Source organism: Kutzneria kofuensis (assembly GCF_014203355.1).
Classification (GTDB): Bacteria; Actinomycetota; Actinomycetes; order Mycobacteriales; family Pseudonocardiaceae; genus Kutzneria; species Kutzneria kofuensis.
The window spans coordinates 1,137,951-1,158,360 of sequence record NZ_JACHIR010000001.1 but is presented as its reverse complement, the minus strand read 5'-3'; the positions used below and the strand labels follow the sequence as shown (position 1 = coordinate 1,158,360).

The window sequence follows — 20,410 nt, the reverse complement described above, 5'->3', positions numbered from 1 at the left end:
TCAGCCGCCGCACTCCCGTGACCGCGACATCTCGGCCGCGCCGAGCGCGGCCCGGGTGCGCCGCAGGAGCGGGAACTCGCAGGGCGGGACGGGGATGCCCAGCGCCGCGCGGATCGCGGTGGCCTCGCTCAACAGGTCGGCCGCGCGGGTCCACGCCGACCGGTCGCAGGCGATCGCGGCCAGCGTCTCCAGCACGCTGGCCGTGCGCGACCGGTCGCCCAGCTCCCGGTGCGCGGCGAGGCTCCGTTCGAGCAACGCTTCGGCCTCGGCCGATCCGGTGGCGTGGTGGACGAGACCGAGCAGGTTGAGCGCCCAGGCGATGCCCTCCCGGCACCCGGTCCGCTCGGAGAGCGCACGGGCTTCGAGCAACAGCCGGCACGCCAGCTTGTTGTCGCCGCGGTAGTGCGCGACGGCGCCGAGGTGCTTGAGCGCGCTGGAAACCGACTCGGCGTCGCCCAGCTTCCGGGAACGGCGCAGGCTCTCGTACGCCCATCGCTCGGCCGGGGCGAGATCACCCCGCAGCCACGCCGTGAAGGCGCTCAGGTGCAGCGCGTGGGCGATGCCGTGCTCGTCGTCGAGGCCCTGGAAGTTCCGCAGGGCCGACTGGTGGTAGTCGAGCGCACGCGCGTAGTCGCCCTGTTCCCGGCAGATCGAACCGAGCAGCGAGCGGACGAACGCCAGGCCCCGCTGGTCGTCGCCGGCCTCGTAGAGGAGCAGGCTCTGCTCGGCCAGCAACACTGCCGGGTCGTAGTCGCACTGGAGGAACGTGACGACGGCCGCGCCGGCGAATGCCTTGGCGCGCAAGGCCGCGGGCGCTTGTCCGGGGAGCTCCAGCGCGGCCGTCAGCCAGTCACGGCAGTCCCCGTAGTGGCCCCGCAGCCGGCAGTAGCGGATCAGCGCGGTGGTCAACCGCAGTGCCGGGGTCGGGTCGGGACGGGCGAGAGCCCAGGCCACGGCCGTACGCAGGTTCTCGTGGTCGGCGGCGAGCCGCTCCAGCCACTGCACCGCGCCCGCGCCGCACAGGTGCCGCTCCGCCTGCTCGGCCAGCCCCAGGTGGTACTCGGCGTGCAGGCGCCGGGCCCGCGCGAGTTCGGCGTCGGTGAGCTGCGCGGCCGCGAAGTGCCGGATCGTGTCCAGCAGCCGGTACCGCGCGGTGTCGGGTTCCTTGGTGACCAACGACTTCTCGACCAGCCGGCCCAGCAGGTCGACCGCGTTGTCGTGCGGCCACAGCGCCGCCACGGCGGGGAGCTCGAAACCTCCGGCGAACACCGCCAGGCTCCGGAACAGGGCCCGCTCGTCCGGCGTGAGCAGGTCGTAGCTCCACTTGACGGTCGCGTGCAGAGTCCGATGCTGCGGCCGGGCGCCGTGGCCGCCGGAGCACAGTCCGAGGAACCGGTCGCGCAGGTGCTCGGCGATCTGGGACAGCGGGAGCGCCGCCGCACGTGCCGCCGCCAGCTCGATGGCCAGCGGCAGGCCGTCCAGACTCGCGCAGATGGTGGCCAGCGCCCGGGCCGTGGCCCCGTCCTTCCTGATGTGGGCGCCGGCCTCCTGGGCGCGGTCGACGAACAGCTGGACGGCGTCGTAGCAGGCCAGGTCGTCGAAGGAATCCGTGGCCTCGGGGTCGGGCGTGGGCAGGGGGCGCACGGTGTAGACCAATTCGCCGGGCACGTGCAGCGGCTCGCGGCTGGTGGCCAGCACGTGCAGCGCCGGGCAGGCGGACAGCAGCGCGCGGACCAGGTGCGCGCAGGCCCGGACGAGGTGTTCGCAGTTGTCCAGGACCAACAGCGTCGGCCGATCGCGGACGTGGTCGGCCACGGTGTCGAGCACGCTGCGACCCGCCTGCTCGGGCAGGCCGAAGGCGTCGGCGACGGACTGCGGCACGAGGGCGGAATCGGTCAGTGACACCAGATCCACGAAGCCGAGCTCGCCCGTTTCGTACCCGGAGGCCACGGCGATGGCCAGCCGCGTCTTGCCGCACCCACCCGGACCGGTCAATGTGACCAGGCGCCGCTCGTCCAACAACCACCGTGTCCGGGCCGTGTCGGCCGCCCGGTCGACCAGCCGGGTCAGGGGCACCGGCACGCGCCGCCGGGAGCGGTCGGCGGGTGTCGGATCGGCGACCGGCACGGTCGCAGCCGCCGACAGGTCGAGCATGGGGTCCGCGGTCAGGACGGCGGCCTCCAACCGGCGCAGCTGCCGGCCCGGCTCGATGCCGAGCTCGTCGACCAGGGTGGCGCGGGCCCGGTGGAAGGCGGCAAGCGCGTCGGCCTGCCGCCCGGATCGGTAGAGGGCGAGGATCAGCAGCTCCCACAGGCGTTCCCGAAACGGGTGCTGGGTGACCAGCGACTCCAGTTCGCCGATGGCGGTGATGTGTTCGCCGAGCGCGAGCCGGGCGCCGATCAGGTCCTCGGCGGCGGCGAGCCGGATCTCGCCGAGCCGGACGGCGGCGGCGCTGGCCCATTCGCCCGGCCGGCAATCGGTCAGCGGCTCGCCGCGCCACAGTGTGAGCGCTGCTCGGAACAGACCCGAGGACAGCTCGTGCTGCCCCGTGGCAACCGCGCTGTGCCCCGCCGCCACCAGGTTCTCGAACCGGGTGGCGTCCACCTCCTCCGGTTCGGCCAGCAGCACGTAGCCCGGATCCCGGGTCGCGATGACGTCGGTGACACCGGCCAGCCGCAGCTGGATGCGCAGCCGGGCCATGTGGCTGTGCAAGGTCTTCACCGCGGTCGGCGGCGGGGTCTGCGGCCACAGGGCCTTGATCAGCGTGTCCTGGGACATCGTGGTCCCGGGCTGCAGCGCGAGCCGGGCGATCAGGGTGCGCTGCCCCCGGCCGCGCAGGTCGACCTGCCCGCCGGGCCCGGCCACCTCCACCGGTCCCAGGATGCGTATGTCCAGCCCCTCGGGCATTTCCACCCCGCCTCGGCCGCCCAACGTACTGGCTCGGACCGAGCAACTTACCGGGACCCGCCCCGGGTAAGGACAGGCTGCCGGCACGACGCGACCGCGCCGATGACGCACTTCGGCCAGCGGCGCCGCGGCCTCGCGCTCGGGTTGCACGGGCCACAACCGCTGTGCAACCCGCTCACAAGTGGCGGGCGTTGTGGTGGATGTCGTGACGCCAATCCGTTGACACGTCGGCGAATCGTATCGAGGCGGCGCCGGCCGGGACGCCGGCCGACGTCCTGCGCGGCGACCGGGTGCCCACGGTGACGGAAAGGATGAGTCGATGGCAACGCCAACGGAGTCCGGCCGGGAACACTGGCGCGGCGTGCTGCTCGCCGGCGGCTCCACCACGATCCCACGGTGGACCCGCACGCCGGTGCCGGGTGCCGCCGAGCTCGACTCGGCGATCCCCGAGGACGTCACGGCCGCGCTGGGCCGGCTGGCGGACCAGCTGGCGGTGCCGGTGAGTTCGGTGCAGCTGGCGGCCCATGCCAAGGTGCTCGCCGCGCTGTGCGGCGAGCGGGCGGTCGTGACCGGCTACGTCGCGACGCCGGGCGGTCCACCGTTGCCCTGTCGGCTGGCGATCGGACGGGAAACCTGGCGGGCGTTGCTGCGCGACGTTCGGCGCGTCGAGTCGGACCTGCTGGCGTACAAGGACTTTCCGGTCGAGGAGTGCGCACGCGAGTTGGGCGTGACCGAGCAGCCGTTCGAGGTCGTGTTCGATCCGACCGGCGACGGCGACCTCACCGGCCGGACGGTGCTGCGGGTCGGCGTCGTCCGTACGGACGAGCGAGTCGTGCTGCGGCTGCGGTACCGGACCGATGTGCTCGACGCCGACTGCGCCGCCAGGATCGCCGGCTACCACCGCACCGCGCTCATGCTGCTCGCCGCCGATCCGGATGCCGAGCACGGGCCGCAGAGCCTGCTGTCCGCCGAGGAATTCCGCTTCCAACTCGACGAACTCGCCGGCCCCCACCGGACACTGCCGGACCGCCGGTTCCACGAGCTGTTCGAGCGGCGGGTGCGGATGCACCCGGACGCCGTCGCCGTCGTGCACGGCGACCGGCGGTTGACCTATCGGGAGCTCAACGCCAGGGCCAACCGGCTGGCGCGGGCCCTGCAGGCGCGCGAGCTGCGACGCGAGGACGCCGTCGCGGTGGTGACCGAGCGCAACCTGGACTGGGCGGCCGCCGTCGTCGCGGTCTTCAAGGCCGGCGGCGTGTACGTGCCGATCGAGCCGCAATTGCCGGCCGACCGCGTCACGGCCATGCTGCGCCGCGCCGGTTGTCGGCTCGTGCTGACCGAACTCGGCAGCACCCGCGCGCTCGACCAAGACCTCGACACGCTGTCCCGGGTCGAGTTGATCTTCATCGACGCGGCCTGCGGACAGCCGTACGCCGACGGTGACCTCGGCGTGCACGTCGGCCCGGAGCAGCTGGCCCACATCTACTTCACCGCCGACTCCACCGGCGAGCCCACGGGCGCGATGGGCGAGCACGCGGGCATGCTCAACCACCTCTACGCCAAGATCGACGACCTGGGGCTCGCCGCGGGGCACGTGGTCGCCCAGACCGCGCCCCAGGGCTTCGACCTCTCGCTGTGGCAGCTGCTGTCCGCGCTGCTGGTCGGCGGGCGGACCCTGCTGGTCGAGCCGGCGGCGATCGCCGACGTCGAGCGCTTCGTGGACACGATCGTGCGCGGTCGGGTCACCGTGTTCCAGGTCGCTCCGTCCTACCTCGACGCCGTGCTGGCCTGGCTGGAACACACCCCTCGCCGGCTGCCGGACCTGCGGTTCGTGTCGGTCACCGGCGAGGAGTTGCGCCCGGACCTCGCGCGGCGCTGGTTCGCCGCCCAACCCGGGATCGGGCTGGTCAACGCGTACGGGACGGCCGAGACCTCGGGCGCCACCCACCACGAGGTGATGACCGCGCCGCCGGCGGGGGACCGGGTCCCGCTCGGCCGGTGCGTCAACAACGTTCGTGCCTACGTGGTCGACGAGCACCTGGTGCCGGTGCCGCTCGGCGCCCCCGGCGCGATCGTGTTCTCCGGGGTCTGCGTCGGCCGGGGCTACGTCGACGACGCGGAACGCACCCGGTCGGCCTTCATGACCGATCCGCACCGGGAGGGCGAACGCCTCTACCGGGGCGGCGACCACGGCCGTTGGCGGCTCGACGGCAAGCTGGAGCTTCTCGGTCCGCGCGATTGCCAGGCCGAGATCCCTGGCTGCCGGGGCGAGATCGGCGAGGTCGACACGGCCCTGTCGCGGGCGCCCGCCGCCGGGCCGGATCGCGACCCGCCGAGCACGCCGACCGAGCACCGGCTGGCGGTCGCGTGGGCGAAGGCGCTGGGCCTGCGGGCGGACCGGATCGGCCGGCACGACCACTTCTTCGACCGGGGCGGCACGTCGCTGTCGGCGGTGCGGCTGGTGATCGGCCTCGACCGCGCGGTGTCCCTGCGTGACGTCACCCGCCACCCGGTGCTCGCCGACCTGGCCCGGTTGTTGGCCTGCCATGAGTGACGAACAGAAGGAGGACTTGATGTCGACCTCATCCCTGGCGGCAACGCTCGACGTGGACCTGCGGCCGGGAACGACGCCGATGCTGTGGGTCGACGACGCCCGCGACGTGGTGCGGTGGACGGCCGGGCACCGGGACGGGCTGCGCGCCGCCGTCGTCGAGCACGGCTCGCTTCTGGTGCGTGGTCTCGGGCTGCAGGACGTGGACGACGCCACCGCCGTCTTCCGGCGGCTGGCGACGAGCCTGATGACGGAGCGGGAGACGTTCGCCCCCAGGCGTGTCCACGCCGACGGCGTGTACTCCTCGTCACCGTGGCCGGCCGGCGAGCCGATGTGCATGCATCACGAGCTGAGCTACGCGCTGGAGTTCCCCGGACTGATGCTGTTCGCGTGCCTGCGCGCCCCGACCGCGGGCGGGGCCACGACCGTCGCCGACTCGGCTGCCGTGCTCGACGCGCTCCCCGCCGAGTTGGTGGGGCGGTTCGAGCGGGAGGGCTGGCTGCTCGTCCGCAACTACAACAACGAGATCGGGGCGTCGATCGCGGAGGCGTTCGGCACCGAGGACCGGATGGCCGTCGAGAACTACTGTCGCGCCAACGCCATCGACTACGAGTGGCGGCCCGACGGCGGGTTGCGCACCCGGCAGCGCCGCAAAGCCGTGATGCGCCATCCGGTCACTGGCCGGCGTTGCTGGTTCAACCAGATCGCCTTCCTCAACGAGTGGACGATGGTCCCCGAGGTGCGCGAGTACCTGGTGGACGTGTACGGCGCCGACGCCTTGCCCTTCACCACGTGCTTCGGCGACGGCGACCCGGTCGACGCCGGGATCGTGCGGCTGCTGGGCGACACCTACGAGGCCCACACGGTGCGTGAGCCATGGCGGGCCGGCGACCTCCTGCTCGTGGACAACGTCCGCACCGCCCACGGCCGGCAGCCCTTCGCGGGACCGCGCGACGTGGTGGTGGCGATGGCCGACCCGGTGCGGGTGACCAACGGATGACCAGGATCCATCCCTCCGCGACGACCTCCCCGATGTCCGAACCGGCCGGCGCGCCGGCGTTCGCCGTGATCTCCGGCGCGCAGGTGCAGCGCGTGCTGACGGGGCGCGAGGACCAGGTGGTCGAGGTGATCGACGACGCCTATCGGCTGCACTGCTTCGGCGGCGGCACGGAGAATCCGCGCTCGTGTTCGCTGCGCCTGCCCGACCGGCCGGCCAGCCGGATCATGGCGCTGCCCGCGTCGATCGGCGGCCATGTCGGGGTGGACGGGGTGCAGTGGATCTCCAGCTTCCCCGGCAACGTGGCGGCTGGCCGGCCGCGCGCGTCGGCCGTGCTGATCCTCAACGACCACGACACCGGCTACCCGTTCGCCTGCATGGAAGGCTCGATCATCAGCGCCACCAGGACGGCGGCCCTGGCGGCCCTGGCGGCCGAGTGGCTCGGCTGCGCCCGGCCGCGCCCGACGCGCATCGGGTTCTTCGGGGCGGGGTTGATGGCCCGCTACGTCCACACCTATCTGGTCGGCACCGGCTGGTCGTTCGACGAGACCGGCGTGTACGACCTGGCCGCGGACAGCGTGGCCGGCTTCCGCGGCTACCTCGAGCGGTCGGGCGCGGCCGGCCGGATCGCCGGGTACGACAGCGCCGAGCGGTTGATCCGCGCCAGCGACGTGGTGGTCTTCGCCACCGTGGCCACCCGGCCGCACGTCGGCGACCTGTCCTGGTTCGGGCACAACCCGTTGGTGCTGCACATGTCCCTGCGCGATCTCGCGCCGGAGGTCGTGCTCGCCTCGGTCAACATCGTCGACGACGTCGAGCACTCCCTGACGGGCAACACCTCGATGGCGCTGGCCGAGCGCCTGGCCGGCAACCGGGACTTCCTGTGCGGCACGCTGGACGACGTGATGGACGGACGGGTGATGCTGCCGGTGGACCGGCCGCTGGTGTTCTCGCCGTTCGGCCTCGGCGTGCTCGACGTGGCGCTGGGCAAGTACGTCTACGACGAGGTGTCGCGCGGCGGCGAGTTGCGCGTCGTCGACGACTTCTTCCACGAGCTGCGCCGGTACGGATGAGGCCGACGAGCCGACGTTCAGCGAGCCGGCCGGCGTTCGTTGACCCAGGCGGCGACCTGCGCGCGGGAGGTGAAGCCGAGCTTGGTGAGGATGTGTTCGACGTGCCCTTCGGCGGTGCGCAGGGCGATGAACAGGCGGCCGGCGATGTCCTTGTTGGACAGTCCGTCGGCGATGAGCTCGGCCACCTGGAACTCGCGTTTGGTCAGCGGTGTCGCCGGCGGCGCGACCGGTGGCTCGGCGGCGCCTTCGATGCTCGGCAGCGTGTCGCCCAGCGCGTAGGCGACCGCCTCGTCCAGGGTGAGTTCGGCGCCCCGGCGGAAGCCGGCCTCGTACTCCGCGTCCCCGAGGGCGCCGCGGGCGAGTTCCGTGCAGGTGTCGTGGGGAGCGTTGAAGTACTTGGAGCCGAAGAGGGAGAGACCGACCGATGACCAGATGGTGCGGGCGGCGCCCTGCAACACGGCGGCTCGGGGCGCCGCGCCCGACAACGCCTCCAGCAGCGCGAGCAGTTCGATGGGCAGCACGATGCCCACGAGGTCGCGGAAGGTGTGGTTGATGCGGATGCACTCCCGTGCGTGACGGACCGCCTGGCTCAGGTCGCCCCTGGTGCACGCCGCGAAGGCCAGCACGTACAGCGCGTAGGAGTAGGCCCACCGCTCGCCGTGGGCCAGGCAGACGCGCTGTGTCCGCAGGCAGAGCTCGACCGCCTCGTCGAGGTCGCCGCGGAAGGCGGAGACCATGGCCAGCTCGATCCGAGCCATGATCACGTTGCTGTTCAGCTCGCCGAGCGCGGCGTAGCGGCCGAGCGCATCCTCGAACAGCTCCTGGGCGCGAGCGTGGTTGCCGGCCAACAGTTCGGCGCAGCCGAGCCGGTGCACCGCGTACGCCGCCGGCAGGTCGCTGCCGAGGACCTCAGCCATCGCCAGGCACTCGTGCAGCATCGGCCTCGCGGCGGCGAAGTCGCCCTGCAGGATGCACACGTAACCGTTGACCCACAGCGCCTTGGCCCGCGCGTGGCTCGGCGCGGTGTCCTGGGCCAGGGCCCGGTCCAGCCAGCGGCGGCCCTCGGCCAGAAAGCCGCAGCCGACCCAGTAGAACCACAGCGTGCCGGCCAGCTCCAGGCCGGCCTGGGACTCGCCCGGTGCGGTGAGGCAGAACTCCAGCGCGGCACGGAGATTGGCCTTGTCCGCTTGGGTGCGGCGAAACGTCCGCTCCTGGTCCTGACCGAACCAGTCCCGCTCGCACGACCGGGCGACGCGGAGGAACCAGTCGCGGTGCCGGCGGCGCAGCGTCATTCGCTCCTCGTCCTCGGCCAGCCGGTCCGCGCCGAACTGCCGCAACGTGTCCAGCATCCGGTAGCGCACGCCGTCGGGGCCGCGCTGGTTGGTCAGCACCGACTTCTCGACCAGTCCCGAGGCCACGTCGAAAACCTCGTCGGGGACGATGCCGTCGTCGGAACAGACTACTTCCGCCGCCCGCAGGTCGAAGCTCCCGGCGAAGACGGATGCCCTGGCCCACAACAGCCGTTCCTGACGGGTGCACAGGTCGTAGCTCCACTCGACGGTCGCGAGCAGGGCCCGGTGCCGGGGCGACCCGCCCCAGCGCCGCGTGATCAGCAACTGGTAGCGGTCCTGCAGGCGTTCCAGGATCTGGCGAAGGCCCAGCACACGAACCCGCACGGCCGCCAGTTCGATCGCCAACGGGATCCCGTCGAGCCGGTGGCACAGCGTCGCGACCTGAGCCCAGTTGGCCGAGGTGAGCTCGAAGTCCGGCGCCGCGGCCGTCGCCCGGGTCGCGAACAGCGTCATGGCCGGATAGCGGTTGGCCGCGTCCGGTCGCAACGGGCGTTCGAGGCTCGGTGTCGCCAGCGGGGGGATGGGCAGGACGTGCTCCCCGGGGGTCCGCAGCGGCTGCCGGCTGGTCACCAGCACGCGCAGTCCCGACGCGGCCTCCAGCACCGTCTCGACGAGACGGGCGCACGCGTCCACCAGGTGCTCGCAGCCGTCCAACACCAGCAACAGCCGCCGATCGCGCAGGTGGTCGGCGAGTACCGCGGACACCTCCCGCCCGGTGTTGTCATGTGCCTTCAGCGTCTCCGCCACCGTGTGCGCCACCAGGTCCCGATCGTCGAGCCCGGCGAGCTGGACGAGCCACACCCCGTCGGTGAAGGACCGCCGCAGCTCACGGGCGACGCGCAGGGCGACCCTGGTCTTGCCGACGCCGCCCATCCCGGTGAGCGTGACCAGCGGGCACTGCGACAGCAACCGCTTGGCGTCGGCGATCTCCCGCTGGCGGCCGACGAAGCTGGTGACCTCGGCCGGCATGTTGCCCGCCCGCCGCCGCGTCGACGCGCCTGCTGGTTCCGTCACGCTGCCTACCAAGGGATCTGCTCATGACCGGCAGCGTCGCCGGGGCGGCTTCCGCCATTGCTGGTTCACCGGGTGCCGTCCGCCGCGCGCTGCCTGGTTAACCCCGGGTGAACCACGGGCCGAACGCTAGGACGTCGAATCCTGGCCGTCAACGGGGGTGCCTGGCCGATTTGCGTCTTCGGCGGCCGATTCACGTCAGTGGCGCGGCCGCGCCGACAACGCCGGGGTGCGGCCCCGAGCGGCCCACGAGGTGGCCACCGACATGGCCTCTTGGAGCCCACCGGCAACCAGTGGAATCTGGGAATCGTCGCCAAGTGCGAGCCGTCGGGAGTGCGCACCCGATGTCTCGCACGAAAGGAGGTGTTCGGCTGACGGCGACACGGGGCGTCTCGCGGACACGACCGCGAATCCGAGCACTGCTCTGAATCGGGGCGGGCCGGTCCGAATCGGTGCGGGGCCAGGTGCATGGCCCCCTTCTGCGGACCCGCCACCGGCAACAGACTGTGCTCGTGGATCTTCATCGTGGCGAGGTCGCGCGTCGGCGCACGGCCTCGGTTTGTCGGGCAGAACACCGGGTTCGACGTCTGGGCAGGGTGGCCGCGTGAGCGACATCGCTGTTGTCGGTCTGGCGTGCAGATTTCCGGGCGCGGCCGACGTGGGGCAGTACTGGCGAATGATTCTGCGGGCCGAGCGGCAGTTCGACGCGATTCCGCCTGATCGCTGGCGACACGAGACATTCCACGATCCACGCGATCGTCGCTCCCCGCACACGGCCTACACCGACCAGGGCGCCTTCATCGATGACGTCGAGCGGTTCGCGACAGCGCACTACAACATCCCGCCCCGGCGGGCCATCGCGATGGACCCGCAGCACCGGCTGTTGATCGATCTCGCGCGGGAGTCGTTGCAGGACGCCGGATGGGAGCGCCGCCCGTTCGACCGGGCGCGCACCGGCGTGTTCGTCGGCCTGAACCAGTCCACGTACCAGGATCTGGCGGCGACGCGACTGCGCGCGATGCTGCTCGCCGACGGGTCACTGCACTGCGGGCAGGAGGACGAAGCGCTGCTCGCCGCGATCCAGGACGCGGCGCAGCAGGCGCTCGCTCCGCTCCAGGCATTCTCGCTGCCCGGCACGTTGCCGAACATGGCGGCGTGCGCGGTCAGCTCCGTCTTCGACCTCGGCGGTCCCGCGTTCGCGGTCGACTCGGCCTGCTCGTCGTCCATGGTCGCGCTGCATGAGGCCATGCACCATCTCCGGGCCGGCACCTGCACGGTCGCGTTGGTCGGTGGAGTCTTCCTCAACCTCACACCCGACGGTCTGGTCACCTTGTGCCGCGTCGGCGCGGTGTCGGCGAACGGCGTGTGCCGTCCCTTCGACGAGCGCGCGGACGGATTTGTGCTCGGCGAGGGCGGAGCCGTCGCGGTGCTTCGCCCGTTGGCGGACGCGGTGCGCGACGGCGACCGCATCTACGCGGTGATCAAAGGCGTCGGCACGTCGAACGACGGCGCGAGCGACGGCCCCGTGACGCCTCGGGTCGAGGGACAGCTGGCGGCGTTCCGGGCCGCCTACCGCGACGCCGGCGTCAGTGCGAACACGGTCGAGTTCGTCGAGGCCCACGGCACGGGCACCGTCGTGGGCGACCGCGTGGAGCTCGAGGCGCTGCGCGCGCTGCGGATGGAGGACCCCGACCACGTCGCCGCGGAGTGCCAGGTGTCCTCGGTCAAGGCGTTGATCGGGCACACGATGGCGGCGGCCGGCGCCGCCGGACTGGTCAAGGCCGTGCTGGCGCTGCACAACGCCACGATCCCGCCGCAGCCGGAGACGACTCCCGACGACGCCGGGATGCTGACCGACGCGAGGCTTGCGATCGCCGAGCGGGCGCTGCCGTGGCGCAGCCGGCCGCAACACCCGCGACGGGCCGCGGTCAGCTCGTTCGGCTTCGGCGGCACCAACGTCCATGCCGTGCTGGAGGAAGCGCCGCGGCGGCGCACCGTGCGCGCCGCCCGGCCGGTGCCGGTGCTGCTCACCGCCGACTCGCTGGAGCTGCTCGCCGAACACGTGACGGCGGTGCGCGAACAGGTCGTGGCCGACCCCGGACTGACACCGGCCTCCGTCGCGTACACCCTGGCGACCCGCACGCCGTTGTCCGCCCGCGTGGCCTTCGTCGCGACCAGCCGGAGCGAGTTGATCGACCTGCTCGGCGCCGCCGCGGCGGCGCTGCGCGCGGGCGAGGTCGGCGATCTCGGCCGGGGCATTCACGCCGCGGCCGCGCCGCTGGCCGAGTCGGACCGGCAGGTGGCTTTCCTCTACCCGGGGCAGGGCGCACAGCGGGTCGGCATGCTCAGCGAGCTCTACCACGGGTTCCGCAGCTTCCGCGGCGAGATCGAACGGTTGGACGACCGCGTCCGGGCCTCGACCGGGACGTCGTTCGCGTCGCTGGTGTGGGGCTGGGAATCCGCCCCCGAGATCGCGGAGACCGCACTCACCGACACCCGGCGCTGCCAGCCGGCCCTGGGCGCGTTGGGCATCGCGACGACCGCGCTGCTCGCCGAGTTCGGCGTCCGCCCCGACATCACGGTGGGCCACAGCGTCGGCGAGTTCCCGGCCGCGGTCGGCGCCGGGCTGCTCGACCCGGTCGACGCCATCGACTTCCTGGTGCACCGGGGTGAGGCGATCGCCAACGGCGGCAGCCGGGCGGCGGGCGGCATGGTCGCCGTGCAGAGCAGCGAGGAACGTTTCGACGAGCTCACGGCCGGGATCGAGGGCATGTGGCCCGGCTGCTTCAACCATCCCGAGCAGGTCGTCGGCAGCGGCTCGGTCGGCGCGGTCGCGATGCTCACCGAGCGCTGCGCGCAGGCGGGGGTGCCGGCGGTGCCGCTGCGCGTCTCGCACGCGTTCCACTCGCCGCTGGTGGCCGAAGCCGACGAGTTGGTCGCCGACCGGGTCGCCGAGCTGCCGCTGCGCTCCGGCCGAGTGCTCGTTTCCACGGTCAGCGGCCGGGTCTGCACGGACCCGGACGAGTTGCGCGGCTGGTGGCAGCGGTCCGCGTCGTCGCCGGTGCGGTTCGCGGCGGCCAGCCAGGCCGCGGCCGACGCCGGCGCCCGCGTCTTCGTCCAGGTCTTCGGCGGGAACGGGCTGCTGGCCATGGCCCGGCGGTCGATCGCCGACACCACCGGCTGCCACTTCGTCGCCCTGGAGGCGGAACCGGACGACGGCCGCGCCTTCCTGTCCGGGCTGGTCCGGCTGGCCGTGCTCGGGCTGCCGGTGGATCTGCTGCCGCTGTTCGGCGACGGCGAACGCGACCTGGCCACGCTGCCGCCCTCACCGCTGGCCGCCCAGCCGTACTCGGTCCGGATCGCGTCGCGCCACCGGTCGCCGCGCCGGCGTGTCCGGCCGGTCGCCTCGCCGGGCGACGCCCGTCCCACCATCGTCGACCCACCGGAGGACCACCCCGTGAACGACCTGGTCGATCTCCTCAACGAGGTGCTCGCCGTGCTCCGCACCCTCACCAAGACCGAGCACGCGAACGCCTTATCGCCCGCGCGGGACTCGCCACCCGTCCGGGACCAGGTGCTCGCGGCGATCGCCGAGATCAGCGTGTACCCGCCGGAGCACCTGCGGGGCGAGCAGTCGCTCGGCCGTGATCTCGGGTTCGACTCGATCATGATCGCCGACCTCGGCGCCGTCATCCGCAAGCTGTGGCCCGACCTGCCGCTGGACGGCAAGCGGCTGTCGGCCGACGTCACCGTCGACGATCTCGTGCGGCTGGTCGACGAGCAGCGCGAACATCACGAGCCGGACCTGCCGCGCGTCATCGACATGCCGGCCGAGCCGGTCGACGAGGCGCCGGAGCCGCCGCTGGAGCACATCGACCCGGCCGCGTTCCCGGAGATCGTCGAGTCCGCGCGGCGGGTCCAGCTCGTGGACCGCCTGGGGCTGCGCAACCCGTACTTCGTGACGCATGAGGGGATCAACGCCAGCCGCACCCGCGTCGCCGGCACCGACCTGATCTGCTTCTCCAGCTACAACTACCTCGGGCTGTCCGGGCATCCGACCGTCAGCGCCGCGGCGAAGGACGCGGTCGACCGGTACGGGACCTCGGTCTCGGCGGCCCGGATGCTGTCCGGTGACCGCCCGCCGCACGCGGAGCTGGACGCCGCCCTCGCCGACCTGCTGGGCACCGAGGCCGCGCTCACGCTGGTGAGCGGCCACGCCACCAACGTCACGGTGATCGGGCACCTGCTCGGGCCGGACGATCTCGTCGTGCACGACGCGCTGGCCCACGACAGCGTGCTCCAGGGCTGCCGGCTGTCCGGCGCCACCCGCCGGCCCTTCCCCCACGGCGACCTGGCCGCACTGGATGAGCTGCTCGGCCACGTGCGCCGGAAGTTCCGCCGGGTGCTCGTCGTCGTCGAGGGCATCTACAGCATGGACGGCGACATCGCCGACCTGCCGGAGCTCATCCAGATCAAGAAGCGGCACGGCGCGATGTTGATGGTCGACGAGGCGCACAGCATCGGCGTGCTGGGCGCCGGCGGCGGGGGCATCGGCGAGCACTTCGGGGTGGACCGCGCCGGCGTCGACATCTGGATGGGCACGCTGTCCAAGGCGTTCGCCAGCTGCGGCGGATACGTGGCCGGCAGCCGCGCGCTCATCGACTACTTCCGTTACACGCTACCGGGTTTCGTGTACAGCGTGGGTATGACGCCGGCCAACGCGGTCGCCGCGCTCGCCGCGATGCGGCAGCTGCGGGCCGAGCCCGACCGGCTGGCCGTGCTGCGGCAGCGCTCGAAGTTGTTCGCCATGCTCGCCTCGGACGCCGGCGTCAACATCGGCGCCAGCCGGGACACCCCGGTGATCCCGTGCATCGTCGGCTCCTCCATGCGCAGCCTCGTGCTGGCCAACGCCTTGTACGACCGCGGTGTCAGCGTGTGCCCGATCGTCCACCCGGCCGTCGAGGAGCAGCAGGCCCGACTGCGGTTCTTCGTGACGGCCGAGCACACCTCCGAGGAAATCGCCTACACCGTCGGCGTGCTGGCCGACGAGCTCGCCCGGCTCGGCTGAGCGAGCGGCCATCGCCTCGTCCCGACAACGTTCGTGCGCCGCCGACGCACGAACGTTGTCCCATGTCGGGCTCGTTCGGCGCGCCGCCGCCGGCGGAGCGAGCCCCGTCCCGGTCCCGTTCTTCGACACGACAGGTGAATGACTTGGTCAACCGCACGAACAAGACGGTCCCCCGGTCCGCGACGACGTCCGTGGGCGGGAACAGGCTGCTGCGCCTGATTCTCCACCAGCCCAGGGCGGTCATCGCCGCGGCGGTCCTGCTCACCGTGATCGCCGGTGTGCTCGGCGTCGGCGCCGTCGCGCACCTCAAGGTGGGCGGGTACGACGTCGAGCAGTCCGAGTCGATCCGCGGCCGGGAGGTGCTGGCCGAGAAGTTCCCCAACAGCAACCCGAATCTGGTCGTGCTCGTGGACCGGCCGGGCGGCCGCGTCGACGATCCCGACGTGACGGCGGCCGGCCGATCGCTGACCCGGCGGTTCGCGCTGGCCGCCGGCGTGATCCTCGTCGGGTCCTATTGGGACACACCGGTGGCCGAGCTGCGCGCCAAGGACGGCGGATCCGGGATGATCCTGGTGCGGGTGACCGGGAACGACGACCAGAAGGCCAAGCGGATCCGCGAACTGCACGACACGCTGGCCGCTGACGGCGGCGGCGTCCGGGTGCGATTCGGCGGCCTGTTGCAGGCGAACAACGACATGGACGCTCAGGTCAAGGCCGATCTCACCACGTCGGAGACGGTGGTGATCCCGCTGACGCTGGGATTGCTGCTGTTCGTGTTCGGCACCGTCGTCGCGGCCGGTGTCCCGCTGCTGATCGGCGTCTCCGCCATCATCGGCGCGCTGGGCGTGTTGCGCGTGTTGAGCGTGCTCACCGACGTCTCGGTGTTCTCGGTCAACCTGGCCACCGCTCTCGGGCTCGGCCTCGCTGTCGACTACAGCCTGCTGTTCGTCTCGCGCTACCGCGACGAGCGCCGCCGTCGGCCCGACATCGCGGCCGCGCTCACCGTGACCATGCGCACCGCCGGCCGGACGATCCTGTTCAGCGCCGCGACGGTGGCCGTCGCGCTGTCCTGCCTGCTGGTGTTCGACCAGTACCTGTTGCGCTCGTTCGCCTACGCCGGTGTCGCCGTGGTCGGCGTGACGGTGCTCGGCGCCACGGTCGTGGTACCGGCGCTGCTGGTGCTTCTCGGCGACCGCATCGAGAAGTGGCCGTTGCCGGGACGTCGGGCTCGCAGCGGTCACGCGGTGGGCCGGTGGGGCCGCCTGGCCGCGGTCGTGCTGCGCTATCCCGTCGCGACCGCCATGCCGGTGGTCATGGTCCTGCTGGTGCTCGGCGCGCCGCTGCTGCACGTCCGGTTCGGTCTCGCCGACGAGCGGGTGCTGCCCGCGCAGGCGGAGAGCAGGCAGGTCGCCGACCAGTTGCGCGAGCAGTTCCCGGCGACCGCCGACGGTTCCCTGTCCGTCGTGGCGAAGCAGTGGGGGTCGAGCCGGGAGGCGACCTACGAGCTGGCCGACTACGCGCAACGGCTGTCCGGGGTGGCGGGCGTCCGTCGGGTGGACAGCGCCGCCGGGTCCTTCGTCCACGGCGCGCCGGTCGAGCGACTGGGCGCGGGCGGCACGCGGTTCCAGTACGCGGACGCGACGTGGTTGTCGGTGCTCACCGACGCCGAACCGTACTCGGCCCGTGGGGCCGACCTCGCCCGCGCGGTTCGGGCACTGCCGGTGCCCGCCGGGCGCACGGTGCTGGTGACCGGGCAGTCCGCACAGCTCGTCGACGTCACGGCGTCGGTCACCGACCGAGCACCGCTCGCGTTCGCGCTGATCGCGCTGTCGTCGCTGTTCCTGCTGTTCCTGCTCACCGGCAGTGTCGTGCTGCCCCTGCAGGCGCTGGTGTTGAACCTGCTGACGCTCGTCTCGGTGTTCGGCGCGATGGTGTGGGTCTTCCAGGACGGCCACCTGCAGACGCTGCTCGGGTTCACCCCGTCCACGCAGTCCGTGGTGTTCCCGATCCTGGTCTTCTGCATCACCTTCGGGCTCTCGATGGACTACGAGGTGTTCGTGCTGGCCCGGATCACCGAGCAGCACAACGCCGGGATGGCCGTGGGGCCCGCGGTGATCCAGGGCATGTCCCACAGCGCGCGGGTGATCAGCGCGGCCGCGGCGGTGCTGTGCGTGTCGTTCCTCGGCCTGCTGACCTCGCGGGTGTCGTTCATCCAGTACATGGGACTGGGTGCCGGCCTGGCCGTCCTTCTGGACGCCTACCTCGTGCGGCCGATCCTGGTGCCGGCCTTCATCGGGCTGACGGGCCGGTGGACCTGGTGGGCGCCGGCGCCGCTGCGCGCGCTGCACCAGCGGTACGGCCTGAGCGAGAGCGGCCGGTAGGCCCGGCCGGCGAACGACGGGGGCCTACCGAGACATCAGTCTCGGTAGGCCCCTTGTTTCGTGACGACGGTCGGCTCGGCCGGGTCATCCCGGCCGGGTCACCGCGCCGCGGTGGAGAAGGCTGTCAGCTTCCGGTTCAGAAGATCGACACCGGGCTGGGCAGACCCGGGGTCCGCGGCGCGATGTGGAAGTCGATGGCGTTGTTCTCGGTGTTGGTGAAGCGCACGAGGGCGAGCGGCTGGTTGGTGGTCAGCGGGGACGCCGGGGCGCCCATCACGAACGGCGAGGTCCCGAGGGTGGCCACCGAGTCGACGGTGATGCCGGACGGGGACAACAGGGCGACGCCGAGCCGGTCGGTCAGCGGGAAGTTGCCGGTGAAGAACTGGTCGACCACCGGGCCGCTGTAGCCCTGCGGGTTGGCGATCACGTAGACCTGACCGGGCTGGATGATCGTGCCCTGGGGGATCGTGGCCACGGCGAACCGCTGGGACAGGCTCGGCGCGACCTCGACCCGGAAGTTGCTCAGGTCCTGCGGGATCTGGCTGAGGTTCTTGATCTGGATGTACTGGTCGGCCGGGCCGTTGGGGCCGCGGGTGGCGAACTGGTCGATCACGAAGGTGAAGGACTTCTGCACGCTCGCCGCCGTCTGCGGCGCCGCGGACGCGGTGGCGGCGCCGGTGATCAGCGAGAGCGCAGCGATACCCGCTGCGACGATGGCCGCGAGAGAACGCCTCATGTGTGATGTCTCCTTCTGGCGAATAGTGTGAAGCGCTTGGTTTTTGTCAGGAGGGCTGCCCGATCCGATGGGCCGCGGTGAACGTCGCGAATTGCCCTCCCGAACGATCTGCTGCAACAGGGTCTGAAGGCTGTTTTCTGCGCACTGTGACGTGATGCGTCTGGAAGCCGGTCGACCCTGTCGCAAAGCTTGCCGGCGGGACTGCGCCCCGGTAAGAGGCCAACTATTTGGCCCCCGGTGTGGGGAATGTGCCGCGGTCGTGTTCGAGGTTTATCGCGTCGTCGTTCGCGGTCTGGCGCGGTATTGCGCCCGGTTCGGCGCTTCCATGGCCGACCATGGGAAGCACGTCCGCAACCGATTTCACGGTCCGAAACCTCCTCGAGAACGTCGCCGCGCATTCGAGACGCTCCAGCGGAACCCCGAGGACCACGGCGAGCCAGCGCAGCCAGTGCCGGGTGGGGATGCGCTTGCCGCGCTCCCACCGGGACACCTCGGAGCGGGTCACGGTGTCCTGACCCGACACGTCGGCCAGGGTCATGGCGAGGCCGGTCTGACTCAGGCCGCGCTCCATCCTGGCGCGCTTGATCAGGTCGGAAATCAACTCAGGTATTGGCCGATCCTCCACTTCCGGTCTCCTGTCGCGATGATCCGATGATGTGCTCGCGGTGCGAGGCCGGGGATCGTGCTCGTGACTTCTTCCATGTGCCGTCGACACGCGGCATGTGCGAACTGTGGTATTCCGCACGAGGATGCGCCGTCCGGAGCATTCGTCATTCGCGACAAACGGCCTCGGCGAACGCTGTGCCAAGGTAGCGTGCGGGATGCCGATTTTCGCCTGCCGGCAGTGTGACGGGAGTAGCTAGCCCGGTTGCTCATGATCCCTAGACTGATCGAGCGATCATGGGAATGGTGTCCGCGGCCGGCGTGTGCACGCCAGACTAGGCGCTGTGCGAACGATCGCCAAGAACCCGCCGGCCCGGGACATCGGGAGAGCCCACTGCGGAAATCGCCGCGGGCGTCAGGTCCTGGCCGGCTGCGCCCGGACGCGCTCCGAGTGCGTGTACCGCACCGTCGAGGGAGCGGACGGCGGCAGCTGCTCCAGCCCGAGCAGCCAGGCGATGCCGTGCTCGACCCGCGGCGCGGCGTAGCCGTCCCCGAACGGGTTGCCGGCGGCGCCGCGCTCGGCCGGCTCGTCGAGGACGCGCGCGGCCAGGTCCACGATCACCTGCGGATCGGAGCCCACCAGCCGGGAGTCGCCGCTCTCCAGCGCCTCCAGCCGCTCGGTCAGGTCGCGCAGCACCAGCACGGGCACCCCGAACGTGGGCGCTTCCTCCTGCACGCCACCGGAATCCGACAGCACCAGCCGTGCGGTCGCGAGCAACCGGCAGAACTCGTCGTAGGGCAGCGGCGCGGTGAAGTGCACTCGTTCGACCCCGAACAACCCGGTCATGAGCTGCTTGCGCGCGGCGTCGTTGGGGTGGATCGGCAGCACGATCTCCACGTCCCGGTGGCGCTCGAGCAGCGTGCGCAGCGCGCTCATGATCCGCGTCAGCGGGGCGCCCAGGGACTCGGTGCGGTGCACGGTCACCAGCACCAGCCGGGTCTGCCCGCTGCGCGCCCGCCATTCCACCGCCGCCAGGCGCGGATCGTGGTAGTTGACCGGCCGGCCGGCGACCCGCGTCAGCGCGTCCACGACGGTGTTGCCCACCACCAGCACGCCGGGACCGCTGATGCCCTCCGCGTGCAGGTTGGCCGCGGCGCCGGCCGTCGGAGCCAGGTGCAGCGAGCTGACGCGCGCGACCAGGCGCCGGTTGGCCTCCTCCGGGAACGGCGCGCGCAGGTCGTGGGTGCGCAGGCCGGCTTCCAGATGGACGACGGGAATCCCGCGCCAGAACGCCGCGAGCGCGCCGGCGAGGGCGGTCGTGGTGTCGCCCTGGACCACGACCGCCGCCGGCCGCCGCCGGGCGAAGTGCTCGTCCAGCAGCCGGGTGAGCGAGCCGAGCAGTTCGGGCCGGCCGCCGCGCGGTTCGACCGGCAGCCGGATGTCCGGCCGCATCCCGAACACCTCCAGCGCCTGGTCGAACACGAGCTCCTGCTCGCCGGTGGCCACCATCAGGCAGCCCATTCGGCCCCGGCCGCGGATCGCCTCGGCGACCGGCGCGAGCTTGACGGCCTCCGCCCGGGTGCCACCGACGAGGTGCACCTCGGGAAGATAGAGACCACGGGGCAACAGCGCCGTGCTTGGCGCCCAGCCGTTGGTGGATCCGTGGCTCCGGCTGGACTGATCCATGTACTGCCCCCACTGGGTGATCAACATTGGTCTGAGCCGAATCG

Annotated in this window: 10 protein-coding genes; 5 read left to right on the top strand and 5 right to left on the bottom strand. The window is 72.0% G+C overall.

Translation table 11 applies throughout. The features are described 5' to 3' along the window. The gene (locus tag BJ998_RS05225) at window positions 1-2,871 is read right to left on the bottom strand and encodes an AfsR/SARP family transcriptional regulator (RefSeq protein ID WP_184858981.1); all 2,871 of its coding nucleotides are present in this window, start codon (window positions 2,869-2,871) and stop codon (window positions 1-3) included. A gap of 355 nt (window positions 2,872-3,226) precedes the next feature. Between BJ998_RS05225 and BJ998_RS05220 the strand changes: the two genes are divergently transcribed. From BJ998_RS05220 to sbnB, 3 genes are read left to right on the top strand one after another with little or no spacing between them, the layout of a single operon-like run. Beyond that, window positions 3,227-5,461 (top strand): amino acid adenylation domain-containing protein, encoded by a 2,235-nt coding sequence (locus tag BJ998_RS05220; protein WP_184858979.1) that lies wholly within the window; start codon window positions 3,227-3,229, stop codon window positions 5,459-5,461. Between the two features lie 19 nt (window positions 5,462-5,480). After that, entirely contained in the window at window positions 5,481-6,458 is a 978-nt protein-coding gene (locus BJ998_RS05215) for a TauD/TfdA family dioxygenase (RefSeq protein ID WP_184858977.1), read from the top strand. Further along, window positions 6,455-7,528 (top strand): 2,3-diaminopropionate biosynthesis protein SbnB, encoded by a 1,074-nt coding sequence (gene sbnB / locus BJ998_RS05210; RefSeq protein WP_221337880.1) that lies wholly within the window; start codon window positions 6,455-6,457, stop codon window positions 7,526-7,528. Before BJ998_RS05215 ends, sbnB begins: the two co-directional genes overlap by 4 nt. Window positions 7,529-7,545: 17 nt before the next feature. Here the strand turns inward: sbnB and BJ998_RS05205 are convergent, their stop codons facing one another. Further along, window positions 7,546-9,894 (bottom strand): ATP-binding protein, encoded by a 2,349-nt coding sequence (locus BJ998_RS05205; RefSeq protein ID WP_184858975.1) that lies wholly within the window; start codon window positions 9,892-9,894, stop codon window positions 7,546-7,548. A 601-nt stretch (window positions 9,895-10,495) separates the two neighbouring features. Between BJ998_RS05205 and BJ998_RS05200 the strand changes: the two genes are divergently transcribed. Further along, window positions 10,496-14,959, top strand: coding sequence for a type I polyketide synthase (locus BJ998_RS05200; RefSeq protein WP_221337879.1), 4,464 nt, complete (start codon window positions 10,496-10,498; stop codon window positions 14,957-14,959). A 143-nt stretch (window positions 14,960-15,102) separates the two neighbouring features. Then, window positions 15,103-17,340: an MMPL family transporter gene (locus tag BJ998_RS05195; RefSeq protein ID WP_184858972.1), complete on the top strand. Its 2,238-nt coding sequence runs from the start codon at window positions 15,103-15,105 to the stop codon at window positions 17,338-17,340. Between the two features lie 136 nt (window positions 17,341-17,476). Here BJ998_RS05195 and BJ998_RS05190 read toward each other — a convergent pair whose 3' ends face one another. The 3 genes from BJ998_RS05190 to wecB form a co-directional block, all read right to left on the bottom strand. Next, window positions 17,477-18,076 carry a lamin tail domain-containing protein gene (locus BJ998_RS05190; RefSeq protein WP_184858970.1) on the bottom strand — a complete coding sequence of 200 codons (600 nt, stop codon included), beginning with the start codon at window positions 18,074-18,076 and terminating at the stop codon, window positions 17,477-17,479. 223 nt (window positions 18,077-18,299) lie between these two features. Then, window positions 18,300-18,701, bottom strand: coding sequence for a helix-turn-helix domain-containing protein (locus BJ998_RS05185; protein ID WP_312889939.1), 402 nt, complete (start codon window positions 18,699-18,701; stop codon window positions 18,300-18,302). A 393-nt stretch (window positions 18,702-19,094) separates the two neighbouring features. Further along, window positions 19,095-20,393 (bottom strand): non-hydrolyzing UDP-N-acetylglucosamine 2-epimerase, encoded by a 1,299-nt coding sequence (wecB, locus tag BJ998_RS05180; protein WP_246488522.1) that lies wholly within the window; start codon window positions 20,391-20,393, stop codon window positions 19,095-19,097. Window positions 20,394-20,410 lie beyond the last annotated feature (17 nt).